The 15,696-nt window shown below is 64.7% G+C and carries 17 protein-coding genes; 8 read left to right on the top strand and 9 right to left on the bottom strand.

Annotated elements, in window-relative coordinates:
* Positions 1-7: 7 nt before the first annotated feature.
* The 4 genes from HKK80_RS04725 to HKK80_RS04740 form a co-directional block, all read right to left on the bottom strand.
* Entirely contained in the window at positions 8-1,303 is a 1,296-nt protein-coding gene (locus HKK80_RS04725) for a methyl-accepting chemotaxis protein (RefSeq protein WP_411798472.1), read from the bottom strand.
* Between the two features lie 158 nt (positions 1,304-1,461).
* On the bottom strand, positions 1,462-3,093 hold the full coding sequence (locus HKK80_RS04730) for a response regulator (RefSeq protein WP_411798474.1): 1,632 nt from the start codon (positions 3,091-3,093) through the stop codon (positions 1,462-1,464).
* A 73-nt stretch (positions 3,094-3,166) separates the two neighbouring features.
* Positions 3,167-3,952, bottom strand: coding sequence for a DICT sensory domain-containing protein (locus HKK80_RS04735; protein WP_411798476.1), 786 nt, complete (start codon positions 3,950-3,952; stop codon positions 3,167-3,169).
* 25 nt (positions 3,953-3,977) lie between these two features.
* Positions 3,978-5,471, bottom strand: a complete 1,494-nt coding sequence (locus HKK80_RS04740; RefSeq protein WP_411798477.1) for an ATP-binding protein — start codon at positions 5,469-5,471, stop codon at positions 3,978-3,980.
* A 281-nt stretch (positions 5,472-5,752) separates the two neighbouring features.
* Between HKK80_RS04740 and HKK80_RS04745 the strand changes: the two genes are divergently transcribed.
* The 3 genes from HKK80_RS04745 to HKK80_RS04755 all read left to right on the top strand — a co-directional run bounded on the left by HKK80_RS04745 (position 5,753) and on the right by HKK80_RS04755 (position 8,285).
* A complete protein-coding gene (locus HKK80_RS04745) occupies positions 5,753-6,616 on the top strand; it encodes a PspA/IM30 family protein (protein WP_411798478.1) in 864 nt (287 codons plus the stop codon).
* Positions 6,617-6,687: 71 nt separating this feature from the next.
* The gene (locus tag HKK80_RS04750; protein WP_411798479.1) at positions 6,688-7,815 is read left to right on the top strand and encodes a hypothetical protein; all 1,128 of its coding nucleotides are present in this window, start codon (positions 6,688-6,690) and stop codon (positions 7,813-7,815) included.
* A 47-nt stretch (positions 7,816-7,862) separates the two neighbouring features.
* Positions 7,863-8,285 carry a universal stress protein gene (locus tag HKK80_RS04755; RefSeq protein WP_411798480.1) on the top strand — a complete coding sequence of 141 codons (423 nt, stop codon included), beginning with the start codon at positions 7,863-7,865 and terminating at the stop codon, positions 8,283-8,285.
* A 37-nt stretch (positions 8,286-8,322) separates the two neighbouring features.
* Here the strand turns inward: HKK80_RS04755 and HKK80_RS04760 are convergent, their stop codons facing one another.
* The 3 genes from HKK80_RS04760 to HKK80_RS04770 form a co-directional block, all read right to left on the bottom strand.
* On the bottom strand, positions 8,323-9,234 hold the full coding sequence (locus tag HKK80_RS04760) for a Vms1/Ankzf1 family peptidyl-tRNA hydrolase (protein WP_411798481.1): 912 nt from the start codon (positions 9,232-9,234) through the stop codon (positions 8,323-8,325).
* A 271-nt stretch (positions 9,235-9,505) separates the two neighbouring features.
* Entirely contained in the window at positions 9,506-9,850 is a 345-nt protein-coding gene (locus tag HKK80_RS04765) for a DUF5802 family protein (protein WP_142443934.1), read from the bottom strand.
* A 174-nt stretch (positions 9,851-10,024) separates the two neighbouring features.
* On the bottom strand, positions 10,025-10,543 hold the full coding sequence (locus HKK80_RS04770) for a peptidylprolyl isomerase (protein WP_411798482.1): 519 nt from the start codon (positions 10,541-10,543) through the stop codon (positions 10,025-10,027).
* 143 nt (positions 10,544-10,686) lie between these two features.
* On the opposite strand from HKK80_RS04770, the gene HKK80_RS04775 reads away from it, so the two are divergent.
* From HKK80_RS04775 to HKK80_RS04790, 4 genes are all read left to right on the top strand, one after another.
* The gene (locus tag HKK80_RS04775; RefSeq protein ID WP_411798483.1) at positions 10,687-11,475 is read left to right on the top strand and encodes a PHP domain-containing protein; all 789 of its coding nucleotides are present in this window, start codon (positions 10,687-10,689) and stop codon (positions 11,473-11,475) included.
* Between the two features lie 30 nt (positions 11,476-11,505).
* Entirely contained in the window at positions 11,506-11,670 is a 165-nt protein-coding gene (locus HKK80_RS04780; RefSeq protein WP_185911749.1) for a DUF6757 family protein, read from the top strand.
* A gap of 80 nt (positions 11,671-11,750) precedes the next feature.
* On the top strand, positions 11,751-12,737 hold the full coding sequence (hemB, locus tag HKK80_RS04785; protein WP_411798484.1) for a porphobilinogen synthase: 987 nt from the start codon (positions 11,751-11,753) through the stop codon (positions 12,735-12,737).
* Positions 12,738-12,843: 106 nt separating this feature from the next.
* Positions 12,844-13,011, top strand: coding sequence for a hypothetical protein (locus HKK80_RS04790; RefSeq protein WP_411798485.1), 168 nt, complete (start codon positions 12,844-12,846; stop codon positions 13,009-13,011).
* A 50-nt stretch (positions 13,012-13,061) separates the two neighbouring features.
* On the opposite strand, the gene sufU is transcribed toward HKK80_RS04790, so the two are convergent.
* Entirely contained in the window at positions 13,062-13,490 is a 429-nt protein-coding gene (gene sufU, locus HKK80_RS04795; protein WP_411798486.1) for a Fe-S cluster assembly sulfur transfer protein SufU, read from the bottom strand.
* Positions 13,491-13,617: 127 nt separating this feature from the next.
* On the opposite strand from sufU, the gene HKK80_RS04800 reads away from it, so the two are divergent.
* Complete coding sequence (locus HKK80_RS04800; protein WP_411798487.1) at positions 13,618-15,054, top strand: PAS domain-containing sensor histidine kinase; 1,437 nt, start codon at positions 13,618-13,620, stop codon at positions 15,052-15,054.
* Positions 15,055-15,089: 35 nt separating this feature from the next.
* On the opposite strand, the gene thpR is transcribed toward HKK80_RS04800, so the two are convergent.
* A complete protein-coding gene (gene thpR / locus HKK80_RS04805) occupies positions 15,090-15,650 on the bottom strand; it encodes an RNA 2',3'-cyclic phosphodiesterase (protein WP_411798488.1) in 561 nt (186 codons plus the stop codon).
* Between the last annotated feature and the right edge of the window lie 46 nt (positions 15,651-15,696).

A 15,696-nucleotide genomic window follows, 5' to 3' on the forward strand; every position in this document is an offset into this window, starting at 1 on the left:
TTCCTCCTTAGTTGCGGCTGGCCTCGAAGTCGACGGTGTACTCCTCGCTGACCGCCTCGACGTGGGTGGCGATCTCGCTGACCATGCTGGTCTGTTCTTGGCTGGCCGCGGCAAGCTCGTCCATCTCGTCGGCCAGCAGCCGGGCGTTGTCGTTGGCGTCGTCGGTCATCGCGGCGATCTCCTCGGTGCTGGCGGCCTGCTCGTCGGTCGCGTCGGCAACCTCCTTGATGCCGGCGTTGATCTCGCCGACCGCGTCGCCGATCCGGTCGAGGCTCTCGATGGCGGTGTCGACCTTGCCGAGGCCGTCCTCGATCTGCTCGTTGGCCTCGTCGATGCTTGCGACCGTTTCGTCGGTGTTGTTCTTGATCCGGTTGGCCATCTCCTCGATGTCGACAGCCTGCTCTTGGGTCTCCTCGGCGAGCGTTTTGATCTCGTCGGCGACAACCGCAAAGCCGTCGCCGGCATCGCCCGCCCGTGCGGCCTCGATCGAGGCGTTGAGCGCCAGCAGGTTCGTCTGCTCGGCGATATCCTGAATGACGGCGACGATCTCGTCGATGTTTTCGACGCGCTCCCGCAGGTCGGTGATGTCGTCGGCAACCTCGCCGGCGGCCTCGTCGACGGTGTCCATCGCGTCGATGGCGTCGTTGGCGGCCGCCTGGCTCTCCTCGGCCAACTCGCGGGCGTTGTCGCTTTCGGCGCGTACCTGATCCGCGCTGGAGGCGATCTCCTCGATCGTCGCCGAGAGGTCGGAGGCCTCGTTTGAGACCTGCGACATATTTTCCGCCTGTTCGCTGGCGATGCTGTTGACCTCCTCGGTGCTGTCGGTGATCTGAGCGGCCGCCGCCGCGAGCTCCTGCATCGAGGTCTGCATCTCTTCGAGGCGGTCGGCTTCAAGCACAACCACGTCATCTCTGGCCTCCACGGCTTCGATCGGATCGATGTCGGGTGTTGCGGGCTCAACCGTCCCCTCACCGTTTGCGCTCTGTGGTGCGGGCTGTGACTGAACCCCGCCGTCGGCGGCCATCGCCTGCTCGGTGTCGGCTGTGGCCGTCGGTGCTGGGCTGTCGGTCGCATCCTGTCGATCAGCGGGCGTGTGGCCGGTCACGGGGGCGGTGTCGTCGGCGTCGGGCGCATCGTCGGCGGTGTCAGTATCGGAAGCTTCGACACCATCGGTCGTGGTGTCGGCCTCGCTGGCTGCACCACCATCGGCGGCGGTGTCGGACTCGCCGGTCGGGTCGATTTCGGTGTTCTCGTCGGCCGCGTTGTCGTCGGCGGACAGCAGGTCGGTGATGGTGTCGATCATCAGTTCATGTGTTGGTGGATACACGCCTAACCGTATCCGCTATGTAGATAGGGCAGACAGCCGAGAGGGAACCCTATCAATATAGGCCTAACCGATAGATCGGGAGGTGATCGCCCGGCTGCAAGCCCCACGAGCCCGCCGGGCTGGAAAGCGATGACTCAATCGGTGGTCGATTCCGCGTCAGGATCCAGCAGCGTTTCGATGATCCGGCGTTGGGTCGTCCAGAAGTGTTCGGCGAACGTGGGCTGGGTGATCCCCAACAGTTCGGCGACAGTCTCGCTTGAGGCCGCATGCGGCCACTCGTAGTAGCCCGCCCGGTAGGCCGTCTCGATGACCTCCTGTTGGCGGTCGGTCAGCGTCTCGGTCACCGCGGCGGCGACAGTCTCGACCGATCGATCCGCCCGCCGAAGCCCCCGACGGCCGACCAGTTCCAGCCCCGGATGCCGCTCCCGAAGCTGGTCGACAACGCTCCGGACGGTCACACTCGGCGGCAGTTCGATCACCAGCGTCGCACCGTCGCCGGCGGCGGCCGTCCGAATATTCGCGCCGTAGCCGTCGACCAACCGCTCCCACCACGGGTCGGTGGCCGCGACCGCGAGATCGGCGGCCCCATCGCCATCGACGCCCTCGACCGTCTCGGCGGCCAGCGTCTCCCGCGCTGCCGTGAGATCGCTCCCGTCGAGATCGCCGTCAGTATCAACGCGGTACAGCGTCAGCGGCGTCCCATCGCGGCGGTGGCTGGTTTCGACGAGTTCGACGCCGGCACCCAGCGCGTCGGCCAGCCGGACAAACGGGAGGTCGGCGGCGGTGGCGTCGACGGTGAGCTCGACCACCTGCCCGCTGGTGTCGCCGCGGCGTCGCTTGCTGGCCCCGATGGCGAAGGCCGTCAGATCTCCCAGCCGCGAGAGCGTCTCGATCTCGATGTCGGCGATCGCCGCGCGGCGCGTGTAGACGCCGAGAACGCCGTACGGTACGCCATCCGCGATGATCGGCACGCCAACAGCGGTCTCAAAGCCGTGGTCGACAGCCGTTCGCGCCCACTCGCTGTCCCGCGTCGCCAACCCCTCGGCGACGTGTTGCTCGCCGTCGGCGATGGCGTGTTCCTCGACGGAGTCGGGCTCGCGGTCGGTCGTGATCGGCAGATCGTCGAACAGCGCGGTCGCGCCGGCACGCGCCGCCGACCCAACCGTGCCGTCGCGGGGGTCACGCCGGCCGATCCACGCCGCGCCGTAGAGCTCGCCGACGAGACAGTCACAGACCGCTTGCTCGATGGCATCGGTCGTCGGCTCGGTCAACACGGCTTCAAGGACGCGCTGGCTGAGCGCGTCAAGTCGCTGACGGCGGTGGCTCCGCTGGCGGGTGCGATAGCCGTCGACGAGATTTTCGATCCGGGTCGCCGAGATGGCGTACTGCTCGGCGGAGCCATCTTTCACCATGTAGTCGCTCACATCCGCCGAGATCGCCTGTTTGGCGACCTCCTCGTCGCCCTTCCCCGTAAAGAGGATAAACGGAAGCTCCGGGTAGTCAGCCCGAATCGTTTCGAGAAACTCGATGCCGTCCATCTCCGGCATTCGGTAGTCGGAGACGACACAGTCGATGGCGTCGAGATCGACCCGATCGAGCGCGTCGGCGGGCCGCGTTTCGGTGGTGGTTTCGATCCGATCGCTTTCGGCCTCCAGCAGCGTCGAGGCCAGGGCGACAAAGTCCTCGTCGTCGTCGACAAGCAGGACGGAGATCGCGTCGCTGTCGTCGGCTATCGGGGCCCGGTCGCGTTCGTGCGCGTCGCTCACAATCGTCTGCTATCTCCGAGCCGGCGTTGCTTAAAACCACCCACCGCCGTCGACGGTGTCCGTGTCGGGCTGATCACCGCGGTTCCGATGGCGACAGCACCATCTCGGTGATATACTCGGTGATCTCGTCGATTCGATCCGGCGTGTACGTCCAAAACCCGTCCCAGCAGTTGTCGCCAACCTCGATGGCATACAGCGCGACCGGCTCGGCGTCGCTGCCGGCTGGCGGCTGGAAGACGACAAACCAGCCGTAGCGGTGAAGCTCCGTGGTGCCGGTGTGGGCGGTGACCCCCAGAGAGTCCGGCAGCGTGGTGTCGCCGACACCGTAGGCATGGACAACCAGATCAGTCTCAGTAAGTCGCTCGTAGACACGCCGGGTGCCGGGTTCGTCGACAAGGCGGGAGAGCCGCTGGAAGCCGACCCGGAGCGTCCCCCGCCCAGAAGCAAGGGCTCGGCGTTCGATCGCCCGCGAGATAGCGATCAACAGCAGCTTCTCGGAGTCAGATTTGGGATACCCATCCAGCCGAAACGGCAGATCGTAGAGGGCTTGGACCGTCGGCGGCAAAGCGGCATCGTCGAGCCCGCGGCTGCCGGTGATATACACATCCGAGTTGACCAACAGCAGCGACCGCATCATCGCCGCCGCCGAGGAGGTGGCGACGACCTCGCCATCGCGGACGACCGCGACCTCATCGGCGTGGTCGGCGGCCTGCTCGTCAGGCTGGCTGTCGGTCGTCACCGACACCTGCTGGTCGTCGAACAGCCGCGAGAGCGCGTCCTGAAGCGGGGCGACCGATGCCGACGGATCGATCCGGATCGTCGCCGACGCCGGCGGGAGTCGCTCGAATGGACGGCGCATCATCGGATGTTGGGGCCGGATCGGCTTAACTGTGGTCGCTGGCGTGGTCGACGCCGGTGATCTCGAAGCGCGCGCCACCGGTGGCCGATTCGGCGACCGCGATATCCCAGCCGTGGGCCTCAACGACGGTACGGACGATCCGCAGTCCAAGCCCGGTCCCCTCATCGGCGGTTGAGTAGCCGGTCTCGAAGATGGCCTCCCGGTCGTCAGGGGCGATCCCGGAGCCGTCGTCTTCGACATAGAAGCCGTCGGGGAGCACGCCGATCCGAACCGTCACGGCCCCCTCGCTGTGGTCGATACTATTCGCACAGAGATTTTCCACCAGCTGCCGGAGCCGGGAGCCGTCGGCGATCAGCTGGCTGTCGTCGTCGACGACAAGCGACGCCTGGTCGGCCGCGACCGTCTCCCAGGCGGCCTCGGCGACCTGCGACAGCGAGACCGGCCCGAGCGCGTCCGGGTCGAGATCCTGACCGGTTTCGGCCAACGTCAGCAGATCGTCGATCAGCGTCTCCATCCGCTCGTGGGCGGTGTCGACCCGATCGAGCGCGTCGGCCTCAGCCCCCTGGGCGCGGGCGACCTCGATCCCGGCTTTCGCCACCGACAGCGGGTTCCGAAGGTCGTGAGAGACGATGCCGGCAAACGCCTCCAATCGGTCGTTTTGCTGTTGCAGCCGGCGTTTTTGTGTCAGTTGGTCGAGGGCGGTCTCGACGGCCGTCCCCAGCAGCTTCGCCAGCGAGACGGTCTGTTCGGCGAAGGCGTTCGGCGTCGGTGCGGCCGCAAGAAAGACGCCGTGGTCGCCCAGCGGAACGGCGATCTCGCTGCGAACCGCGGTGTCGTCGTTGTACACCGCCTCGGCCGCTCGAACGTCGTCGAAGACGCGGGCCTCGCCGGTCTCGAAGACATCCCAGGCGACCCCTTCGCCGGTTGCGAAGGCTGGCGGCTCGCCGAATCGCTCCCGTGCGGCGTCGCTTACCGCCGCCGGTTCAAGCGCGTCGGCGGTCGGATCGTAGAGGTGAACGCCGTTGAGCGACAGTCCGAGCACCTCCGCGGCGGCGGTGACGGCAACCTCCGCGACCGCCGGCGGCGTCTCGGCGTCGAGCAGTCGGCGGTTTGTTTCGAACAGCGCGTTCAGCCGGCCCTCGTGGCGTCGCTGGTCGGTGATCTCCTCGATCGCTCCCCGGAGCCTGAGCGGCCCATCGGTGTCGGCTGGCTCGCCGTAGACCCGCACCCACCGTGGCTCCGCGCTGTCGAGCCGCCACACCCGTTCAAACGTTGATTCTGTCTCGATCGCGTCGGTGATCGCCGCCCGCACCGCCGATCGGGCGTCAGGGTGGAAACAGTCGATCACGTCGTCGAGGGTCATCGCCGCCGGCGATTCACAGCCACTGATCCGGGCGGCTTCATCGGTCGCCGACAGCGTTTCGCTCTCACTGTCGTACACCCAGCCGCCGACACCGACGAGCCGCTCAACCGCCGCAAACAACGCCGGCTCGGTCAGATTACTGTGGGGGTCGTCCATGGCTGTCATCGTCGGGATCGCTCACAGGGCGGCGTCGTGATCGACGGGCTGTCAGCCGGCCGCCGTCGTCGCGGGGGGCTGACGCGCCCCGTGAGTCGTCTGTGTTTGCGTGTTATTTTACATGGTGACATTTAGATGCTCTCCATAATGCTGGCTGTGTGAACGAACGCCCCCCGGGTAGCTGTGAGGACTATGCTGATAGGGATCGACCCCAGACTGCCACGAGCGGCGGCAGACCCTCGTATCTCAGGTTTTAAGCATTGCGTGGCCCAACGGGGGGTATGGGAATCCTTTCGCGTACCTCCTACGTTATCCGGTCGAAGCTCAACGCCCTCCTCAACCGGTCGGAAGACCCCACCGAGACGCTGGATTACTCCTACGAGAAGATGCGAGACGAGCTCCAGGACGTCAAACAGGGGATCGCCGATCTGACGACCCAGAAGAAACGGTTAGAGATGCAGAAACGCCGCCTGGAGGAAAACGTCGACAAACACAACGAGCAGGCCCGGGAAGCCGTCCGGCAGGATCGGGACGACCTCGCCCGCAAGGCCCTCGAAAAGAAGCAATCAAAGATGAACCAGATCGAGGAGCTCAACGACCAGATCGCCGACCTGCAGGCGACACAGGACGACCTCGTCGACAAGAAGGACACACTCCAGGGCCGCATCGAGGAGTTCCGCACGAAAAAGGAGACCATGAAGGCGAAATACGAGGCCGCCGAGGCGTCCTCCCAAGTTTCAGAGGCACTCAGCGGCGTCGGCGACGAGATGGGCGATGTCGCCCGCTCGATCGAGCGCGCCGAGGAGCGCACCGAGGAGATGGAGGCTCGCTCGGAGGCGATGAACGAACTGGAGGAGACGGGTGCCTTCGACGACGCGATATCGGACGGCGACGAGATCGACCGCGAGCTCGAATCGCTGTCGACGAGCAAAACTGTCGACTCAGAGCTCGACACGCTGAAAGCCGAGATGGGTGACGGCGAGTCGACCGAGGCTGCTACCGAGACGGCCGAAAGCGACGAAAGCACCGATGGTGAAGCCAGTACGGCCGACGCCGACGACGAGCTGGCGGATCTTGAGGCCGAGGTCGACGACGCCGAGGTCGAAGCCGAACTCGACGAGCTCCGCGACGACGAATCGAAATAGGTGCCGAAACGCACTCAAACAGCGATCGAAGCCGACCGAAGACACTTACCGCGGTCGGCTGAGGAGTCTGTATGCGCCGCCGTTGTTATCTCGCCGGCCTCGGCGTCGGGGTCGCAACCCTCGCCGGCTGTGCCGGCGCGCCGACCGACCCCGACAACGCAGCCGACGACCGATCAGCTATGGACGACGTGCTCCAACTCGGCGATTCATTCAGCGATCCGCAGTGGGCCACCGGCGCGATGCCGACCGACGCAGTTGGTGTCGTCGCGCGCTTCGAGCACCGCGGTGAACTGCACTGGCTCGTTGACGACCGCGAAGAGACGCCCGAGGAAGTCACAGAGTTCGTCGATGCGACCGATTTTGATTCGGCGGTCATCCTCTACGTGCAGTCGGTCGGCCCGAACGGCTGTTACGCGCTCGCTGTCGAGGATGTCACCATCGACGACGATGCGATCAGCGTGACCGCCAGCGCGGTCGACACCAGCGAGGAAGGAATGTTCTGCACGGAGGCGATCACCTACCCCTCGGCGTTCGTTCGCGTTACCGGCGATGAGCTTCCGGGGACAACGCGCGTTACACTCACCAACGGCTGGGGGACGACCGCCGAGGTCGACGCCGACGCGCCGCTGATCGAGCCCGACAGCCTGGCTGGCGGTGTCCAGCCAGACGGCGAGCCGCCGGCAACCCCGGCTGCCCTCGACTGCGACACCGACGGCTTCGAACGCCACCCCACGTATGTCGACGACGACGCCATTGAGTATGGGACGCTCACCAATGATGACGGCGCGTCGACGTTCGCGCTTCGCGCGCGCAACCCTGGCGGCGACGCTGTCGACGACCTCACATTCGAACGCGGCGATGAGATCGAATTCCGGCTTGTCAACGTATCGAGTACGTATCTGACCACCGGCTACGAACACAAGTACAATCTGCAGGTGCAAACCGAAGCCGGCTGGGAGGAAATTCGTGGGACGACGGCTGAACCAAACCGCGTGCCGTATACCGATGAGGGGATCAGCCAACCCCCCGGCGAGGGGTTTACGTGGTCGTTTGAACTCACCGAGGACGGGCTCCTCGCGGGCCACCCCCACGAAGACGACCTCACGATCTGTCCCGAGCTCCAGCCGGGTCGCTACCGGTTTGCCTACTGGGGCGTTCCCGACGGCCATCTCGCGGTGCAGTTCGACTACACCGACTGACATGATGCGGGCCATGGAACTTTAGGCCTGCTAACGGACAGTCCGCTATGGCCCACCGAATCCTTGTCCCACTTGATGGATCGCCACAGGCACAGGAGGCACTGCGCTACGCGCTGGATACCTTCCCGGAGGCAACGATCGTACTCGCCCACGTCCTCACACCGGTCGATGGGGGTGCCGGTGCTGACGGCCTGCTCGGCGATCCGGCCGGCGTCGTCAACAACCAACGCGAACGCGCCGAGGAACTGTTTGACGACGCGGAGGCGACCGCCGGCGACGACCGGGCGGTCGAACGCGAGCTGCTGGCCGGCCGCCCCGCCACCGAGATCGTCGGCTGTGTTGACGATCACGACATCGACCAGATCGTGATGGGAAGTCACGGCCGCGATGGGGCCGCGCGGCTGCTGCTCGGCAGCGTCTCCGAGACGGTTGTGCGACGGTCGCCGGTCCCGGTGACGGTCGTTCGGTGACAGTCGTCCGGTAGCACGCTGTCCTCACTGCGACCGCTCAGACCGCGACCAGTCGCGTCGTCCAGAAGTCGGCAAACGCGTGTTCGATCGCGTCGGCTGGTTTTCCGCCGGCGTCGGTGCTGGCGGTGTGGTCGGCCAACTCCGCAAGCTCGCCGACAATCACTTCCTCGCCGGTGAGCACCACCCGGTCGGGATCGCTGTCCTCAACCAGTGTCTCTATTAGGTCGGCCGATTCCTCAAGGTGGTCGTCGATCTGTTCGTCGCGGATGCGCTCAAAGCGGCTCTGGGAGAACCCACCTTTCGAGTGCTCGGATTTGACCGCGCTTTCGAACCCCTCGAAATCGACACGCTCGCCGCCCTCGTAGACGCCGACCGCACACACATCAGCGCGGACGACCGCAAACACCAGCCGGCCGATGGGCTGGAACCACCCACGGTCGATCTCGAAGCTATCATCCCACGCGGTGAAACCATCAGGCAGGATCGGCGGCCGGAGCGCGACCGAGACGATCCCGGCGTCGTCGGTGTAGTACAGCGTCGGCGCGGCTCCGCGGATGACGCCGGCAGAGTCATCGTTGACCGCGGTTGTGACGGCGTCGGGCAGCGTGGTGTCATCGGTGATCGCCGCGCTGAGCGCGCCCTCCGGCCCCGTCGTGACGGATTCGAGACGGTCGAGAACGCTTGCGAGGCGGTCGCCGCGGAGCGATTCGGTGCGCCGCGGCTCACGATCACGCTCGTCACGCTCCTGGCTGCGTTCGACGCGGTCTTCAAGCTCGGCGATCCGGTCTTCCAGCCGGTTGACCCGCTCCTCGGCGTCCTGTTTGTCGCTGACGGCGTCGGCCCGGCGGTCGGACTCGGCCTCCAGCTGTCGCTCCAGATGGTGGTTTTCGTCCTCCAACTCCTCGATACGGGCCTTGAGTTCGGCGCGTCCGAGCAGCTTATCGAGCATGCTGGATGACCGCGGCCGGCGGACTTGAAACGTGTGGTCGTCGAACGAGTAGTTAGGTGAGTAGTTGACTTGGGAAACGTGGTTTAGAAAGCCCTCGCCGCTCTCGGGTCCCGCGGCTCGCTGCGCTCCTCGTCGTTCGCGTTGCTCACTCCTGCGGTGCTTACGTCGTCCGGGTTCGCCGAGACGCCGGCCCCTTTCAGTCCGCTAGGGTGGTGGTTAACCAAGCGGTTGATTCAGCTGCTTGCCAGCTTGTTTCTCCACCGTTGAACTATCAGGTACCGGCCGCCGGCTCCCAGCCCGCATACCGCAACAGCTCCATCGCGCGCTCGCGGTCGGCAAGGAAGACTTCGCGGGCACTCGCAGTCTGCTCATCGAGGAGCTCCGATGGTACCGCCAGCGTGCCGGAGGGAACGCCCTCGTCGCCGCCAACCGGGAAGTGGGCGGTATCGAGCTTCATGACCAACGGCGCATCCAGGCGTTCGACACCCTCGTTGTCGGCATACAGCTGTTTGTTGACGGCCTCGTGGTCGGCCTGTTGGATGACAGCGCGGTCGCCGTCGTGCGGTTCGACGTACAGTTCGCCGAGGTAGTAGCCGTCGGAAAATGGTTCGAACATTCGATTCACGCTATGGTATGTCGTACCATGGTATAAGCCTTGCCGCAAGCTTTTATATCCAAGCGCAATCAGACCGCTGAATCAGCACCCAAGCGGAGAGAACGTCGGCGATATTGGTATGAAATCCCGCTATTACGTGAAAAGCTGCGTTCTTTGGCGGCTATCGGTTGCCGATCAGTGCCACTCGACGTCGACCGATTCGAGGACAACATCCTCACGCGGTTTGTCGTTGCGGTCGGTCGGCACCGAGCCGATTTCTTCGACGACATCCATCCCATCGGTGACCTCGCCGAAGACGGAGTGTTTGCCGTCAAGATGCGGGGTGGCGTCGAGGGTGATGAAGAACTGCGAGCCGTTGGTGTTCGGCCCGGAGTTCGCCATACTCAGGATGCCTGCCTTGTCGTGGGTGAGCTCGTCGTGGAACTCGTCGTCGAACTCATAGCCGGGGCCGCCGCGACCGGTGCCGGTCGGATCGCCACCCTGGATCATGAAGTCGTCGATGACACGATGGAAGAGCACGTCGTCGTACAGCGGTTCGTTTGTGACCGTGTCGCCGGTTTCAGGGTCAGTCCACTCCTTGGAGCCGGTCGCCAGCCCGATGAAGTTGCCGACGGTGTTGGGTGCGCGCTCCTCGAAGAGTTCGACGGTGATGTCGCCGTGGTTCGTCTGCAGGGTCGCGGTTGGGTTCGCCATAGCGAAATGTTGGCTGGGAAGCGGAAAACAGTGCTGGCTTGGCTCGGTCGGGCAGCGTCCTACCCGAAAACGCGGTGGGGGCGTAGCAGCGGTGCTCACCGCGGGGTCGATACGCTCTTTGAGCCGTGGCGACGACGACGCGTATGGAACAGCCGGCCGCGGATCTCCACGTCCATACGACCGTTTCGGACGGGACACTCCGGCTTGAGGAGCTCCCGGCGGCCGCCACCGACACGGACATCGAACTCGTCGCGGTCACCGACCACGACCGGATCCATCCGGGGCTCGACGCACCGGTTACCGACCGCGACGGGGTCACCATCGTCCGCGGGATCGAACTCCGCGTCGAAACCGACCGCCAGCGGCTTGATCTGCTGGGGTATGGAGTTGAGCCGACCGACGCGCTCGTCGCCGAGTGCGATCGGCTCCAACAGGATCGGATCAGTCGCGCCAACGAGATCATCGACTGCGTCGAGTCCCGACTCGGCGTCGATCTTGATCTCAATCCACGGCCGGGGATCGGCCGGCCACACATCGCCAGAGCGATCGCCGAAAGCGACGCGGCCTGCGGCTATCAGGAGGCCTTCGACGAGCTCATCGGCAACGACTGCCCCTGCTATGTCGCCCGCGAGATCACGCCGTGTGATCGCGGGGTCGACCTGCTAACTGAGGCCTGCCCGGTCGTCGGACTGGCCCACCCGTTGCGGTATGACGATCCCGCCGCCGCACTCGATCGGGCGGCCGGGCTCGATGCGGTCGAACGCTACTACCCCTATGATCGCGCGGTCGACCACACAGCCGTCGACGACGCTATCGACCGCCATGATCTGCTGGCGACTGGCGGGAGCGACGCCCACGATCGAACGCTGGGGCGGGCGGGGCCGCCGGCGGCGATCGTTTCACGGTTTCGACACCAGCTCGAAAAGCGGTGAGTTAAACACGGTGCAGACGTACAGGAGGGTATGCGCTGTCATTACTGCGAGGAGGAGGCGGCGTTTGCGGCGGAGAAAGACGGGCTGAAGGTCGGGCTCTGTACGGATCATTTCCGGGAGCGGATGGAGGAGCTCACCGACTCCGCCGAACTCGCCGACCTCGAAGACCAACTTGACGTCAACCGAACTGAGTAACCAGCGAGCGACGCGGTCTCCACCCACGACGGCTGTTTTGAGAGCGATACGTCTTTGGGTTGTGCGGTCGATTTCCCGATATGTCGTTTACGCCGACTGACCGGCCACGCCGTCTCCGTACCGACGGGATCCGACCGCTCGTCAGCGAGACGAGCGTCGACGCACAGGATCTCATCGCACCCGTCTTTGTCGACGAAACCACCGACGAGCGCGTGCCGATCAGCTCGATGCCCGGCCACGAGCGCGTCCCCGTCGACGAGGCCGCCGCCCGCGTCAAGGAAATCCAAGGAACCGGCGTCGAGGCCGTCATCGTCTTTGGGATTCCGGACACAAAAGACGACGTTGGCAGCGAGGCCTACGCCGACGATGGCGTTGTCCAGCGCGGAATCAGTGAAATCACCGCCAACACCGACGCCTACGTCATCGGCGACGTCTGTCTCTGTGAGTACACCGACCACGGCCACTGTGGCGTCCTCGAACCCCACGCCCACGATGACCCGACGCTGACGGTGAAAAACGACGAGACCCTGGAACTGCTGGCCGATATCGCCGTCTCCCAAGCCGAGGCCGGCGCGGATATGGTCGCCCCCTCCAGTATGACCGACGGGATGGTCGGCGCGATCCGAACAACCCTCGACGAGGCGGGCTTCGAGCACGTCCCGATTATGAGCTACGCCGCGAAGTACGAATCCGCCTTCTATGGCCCGTTCCGGGAGGCCGCCGACGGCGCGCCAGCCTTCGGCGACCGCCGACACTACCAGATGGATCCCGCCAACCGCCGGGAGGCCAAACGCGAGGTTGTCCTCGACGCCGAGGAAGGCGCGGATGTGTTGATGGTGAAACCCGCCCTCCCGTATCTCGATATCGTCCGTGATGTCCGCGAGAACTCCGACAAACCGGTCGCCGCCTACAACGTCTCCGGGGAGTATGCGATGATCCACGCCGCCGCCGAAAAGGGCTGGTTGGATCTCGAAGCGACAGCGTATGAATCGCTGCTGAGCATCAAGCGGGCGGGTGCGGACCTGATCTTAACCTACTTCGCCGAGGATCTCGCCGAGCGGCTGTAGCCGGCTCGTGAGCAAAACTCGGGGGACAGTGTATCGATGCGGGCTGTGCGAACACACAGCACAGCCGCGGTAGGGTTATGCACACACGCGGCGTCACGATTGGTGTATGAGCGACTCAACAATCGCCAAGGAAAACGCACCGAACTGCTCGGTCTGTGGCAACCGAATCACCCAACTGCCGACCCACCGCGTCATTGCGACGACCGGCGACGACGGGACGGTTGCGTACAAACACTTCTGTTCGGCGAGCTGTGAGTCGTCGTATCACACATAGTCGATCACAGCTCGCGTCGACAACAGGGATCCGACCGCAGCGAGCAGCCGCTACTCCTCGGTGATCGTCTCGCCGTAATCCTCGGGATCAAGCTCGCCCTGGTAGATCTTCGCGCCGTCCTTGGCGACCTGATTGCCCAAAACGGCACACGGGATCCGCATCGGTGAGATCGTCACCCCCAACATATCGGTGATGTCGTCGGTTTCGAGATTCTCCAACTCCGCCAGCGTCATCCCGACAAGCCGTTCGGAGAGCATGCTGGCGGAGGCCTGTGAGATCGCACAGCCGTCGCCGGTGAAGCTGACGTACTCGATTTCCTCATTGTCCTCGTCGAGTTTGACATCCATCTGGATTGTATCGCCACAGGAGGGGTTTTCCCCGGTATGGCTGAAATCCGGATCCTCGAGTTCCCCGTAGTTTCGGGGGCTCTTGTAGTGATCGAGGATCTGCTGTCGGTACATGTCGGAGCCTGTTCCCATGGTGTAAACCGATAGGCCAGTCGGCCGCAAAAGGGTTCCGGGGTCGCAGAGGGCGGTCGGTCAGATCGACAGCCACCAGCACCCTGCTGACCAGTAACGTGATGTACGACCCACACTGAATGTAGACATGGACGAGGCATCACAGACAGGGGCACCCGAGGACGGGCCACCGAGCCCGAACCTAGAGACGCTCCCGATGCACTCGACGGATCTCCTGACGTTGCTTGCTGCCGATGGCACGATTCACTACGAGAGTCCGGCGATCGAAGCACTCTATGGCTTCGATCAAGACGCGCTGATCGGTGAGCAGGTCGCCGACTACATTCATCCGGACGACCGCGAGCGCGTGCTGAATGCGTTTCAGACGCTCCGGGGAGCGACAGACCACCGGGTCGAAACCGTCGAGTACCGCCATCGGATCGCCGACGGCGAGTATCTGTGGGTCGAATCAGTCGCGTCGTCGACACCGACACCGGACGGCCAGTACGTCATCAACTCCCGGGATATCTCGACGCGAAAAGCCCGCGATCACCGGTTTCGCGCCCTCGCAGAGGAGTACCGAACGCTGCTGTCAACCGTCGACGACGGGCTGTTTTTTGTCGATGTTGACGCCGCAGGCGCCGAGTATGCGTTTCAGTTCAGCCGTGTCAACGACGCCTTCGAGGAGATCACGGGGATCACCGCCGAGGAGATCCGCGGGCGGTCGCCGACAGCCGTCTTCGGTGCCGACCTTGGCGCGGAGATGGCGGCAAACTACCGGGAGTGTGTCGAGGAGCGCGCCTCCCTCCAGTATCAGGAGGCGGTGCCTGTCGACACCGGCGCGCGCTACTGGCAGACGAGCCTGACACCCGTCGTCACCGGTGGTGCGGTGAGCGAGATCATCGGCGTGACCCGGAACATCACCGACCAGGTTGTCCGCGAACGACAGCTCCGAAGCCAGAAGGAACAGCTGGATGCGTTTGCCGGGGTCGTCGCCCACGACATCCGCAACCCACTCGGCGTGGCACAGGGCCGACTCGATCTGCTTGCCGACGACCACGACAGCGAGCATCTCCCGCCGATCAGCCGCGCCTTAGACCGGATCGACGACCTTGTCTCGGAAACGCTCACACTTGCCAGACAGGGCCAGGTGGTCGCGGAGCCGACGCCGGTCGACCTCGATGCGGTCGTCTCGACCTGTTGGGAAACGGTCTCGACAGCCGACGCCGATCTCGACTGCAACACCGGGTTGACGATCATGGGCGATCGAAACCGACTCCAACACATCTTCGAGAACCTGTTTCGGAACGCGGTCGAACACGGCGGCAGCGACGTAACCGTGCGTGTCGATCGGGATGCTCCCGACGCGTTGTCTGTCGAAAACACCGGGCCACCCATCCCGGAAGCCGACCGCGAGACCGTCTTCGAGCCTGGCCACAGCACGACCCGTGATGGCACCGGCTTCGGGTTGGCGATCGTCAAACGGATCGCCGAGGCCCATGGGTGGGAGGTGGCGATCACCGACGGAACCGACGGCGGGACGCGGTTTGTGTTCTCCGACGTTGATCTCCGGGAAGAAGCGTAGGAACGCGGAGAAACCGCGGGCTACAGTCCGATCGATTACAGCGTGATCTCGCTGACCGTCTCGTAGACCGGCCCCTCATCGGTCAGCGTGCTCTGGGTGAGTCGAACGCCGTCGACCTGAAACGTCCCGACGGTCGGATCGGTCTCGCGGACACGCCGCTGGACGCGTTGTTTGTCACGGGCGTCATCCATCCGGGCGAGGGTGGTGTGTGGGGTGAAGTCGTGATCGGCAGGATCGAAGCCGAGAGCGGTCAGTTCAGCCTCAACGGCGTCGGCCAGCGCGGTAAGTTCGCTGTCACCGGCCCCCGCACGAACACCGGCCCAGACGACGCTGATGTACGCCATGGAGGGAAACACACCCAATCCGCCGACCGTACAGTCGAAGGGGTCGACGCCGGCGTCGTCGACGGCGGTTTCCAGCGCGGTCTCAATGCTGTCGACGCGGTCGGGGGCAGTATCGCCAAGGAATTTCAGGGTGCAATGGGCCTGCGTCGGATCGGTCAGCCGAAGGCCAGCACAGTCCGCAAAGGGGGCTTGCACATCCGCGACCGCATCGGCGAGCGATGATGGAAGGTCGACACTGACGAAACAACGCATACGGCTGCATAGCGTGCTGCAATACAACACACTTCGGGTCAACACA

This window comes from Halonotius sp. F2-221B, from assembly GCF_046719765.1.
GTDB lineage: Archaea > Halobacteriota > Halobacteria > Halobacteriales > Haloferacaceae > Halonotius.

What these genes read in the sequence shown, in the direction of transcription:
- HKK80_RS04735 (WP_411798476.1), bottom strand. Translation starts at nt 3,952, where the DNA reads ATGCGCCGTCCATTCGAGCGACTCCCGCCGGCGTCGGCGACGATCCGG.
- HKK80_RS04765 (WP_142443934.1), bottom strand. Translation starts at nt 9,850, where the DNA reads ATGTTCGAACCATTTTCCGACGGCTACTACCTCGGCGAACTGTACGTC.
- HKK80_RS04775 (WP_411798483.1), top strand. Translation starts at nt 10,687, where the DNA reads ATGGAACAGCCGGCCGCGGATCTCCACGTCCATACGACCGTTTCGGAC.
- HKK80_RS04790 (WP_411798485.1), top strand. Translation starts at nt 12,844, where the DNA reads ATGAGCGACTCAACAATCGCCAAGGAAAACGCACCGAACTGCTCGGTC.
- sufU (WP_411798486.1), bottom strand. Translation starts at nt 13,490, where the DNA reads ATGGGAACAGGCTCCGACATGTACCGACAGCAGATCCTCGATCACTAC.
- HKK80_RS04780 (WP_185911749.1), top strand. Translation starts at nt 11,506, where the DNA reads ATGCGCTGTCATTACTGCGAGGAGGAGGCGGCGTTTGCGGCGGAGAAA.
- HKK80_RS04740 (WP_411798477.1), bottom strand. Translation starts at nt 5,471, where the DNA reads ATGGACGACCCCCACAGTAATCTGACCGAGCCGGCGTTGTTTGCGGCG.
- HKK80_RS04755 (WP_411798480.1), top strand. Translation starts at nt 7,863, where the DNA reads ATGGCCCACCGAATCCTTGTCCCACTTGATGGATCGCCACAGGCACAG.
- HKK80_RS04760 (WP_411798481.1), bottom strand. Translation starts at nt 9,234, where the DNA reads ATGCTCGATAAGCTGCTCGGACGCGCCGAACTCAAGGCCCGTATCGAG.
- HKK80_RS04750 (WP_411798479.1), top strand. Translation starts at nt 6,688, where the DNA reads ATGCGCCGCCGTTGTTATCTCGCCGGCCTCGGCGTCGGGGTCGCAACC.
- thpR (WP_411798488.1), bottom strand. Translation starts at nt 15,650, where the DNA reads ATGCGTTGTTTCGTCAGTGTCGACCTTCCATCATCGCTCGCCGATGCG.
- HKK80_RS04745 (WP_411798478.1), top strand. Translation starts at nt 5,753, where the DNA reads ATGGGAATCCTTTCGCGTACCTCCTACGTTATCCGGTCGAAGCTCAAC.
- HKK80_RS04770 (WP_411798482.1), bottom strand. Translation starts at nt 10,543, where the DNA reads ATGGCGAACCCAACCGCGACCCTGCAGACGAACCACGGCGACATCACC.
- hemB (WP_411798484.1), top strand. Translation starts at nt 11,751, where the DNA reads ATGTCGTTTACGCCGACTGACCGGCCACGCCGTCTCCGTACCGACGGG.
- HKK80_RS04725 (WP_411798472.1), bottom strand. Translation starts at nt 1,303, where the DNA reads ATGATCGACACCATCACCGACCTGCTGTCCGCCGACGACAACGCGGCC.
- HKK80_RS04800 (WP_411798487.1), top strand. Translation starts at nt 13,618, where the DNA reads ATGGACGAGGCATCACAGACAGGGGCACCCGAGGACGGGCCACCGAGC.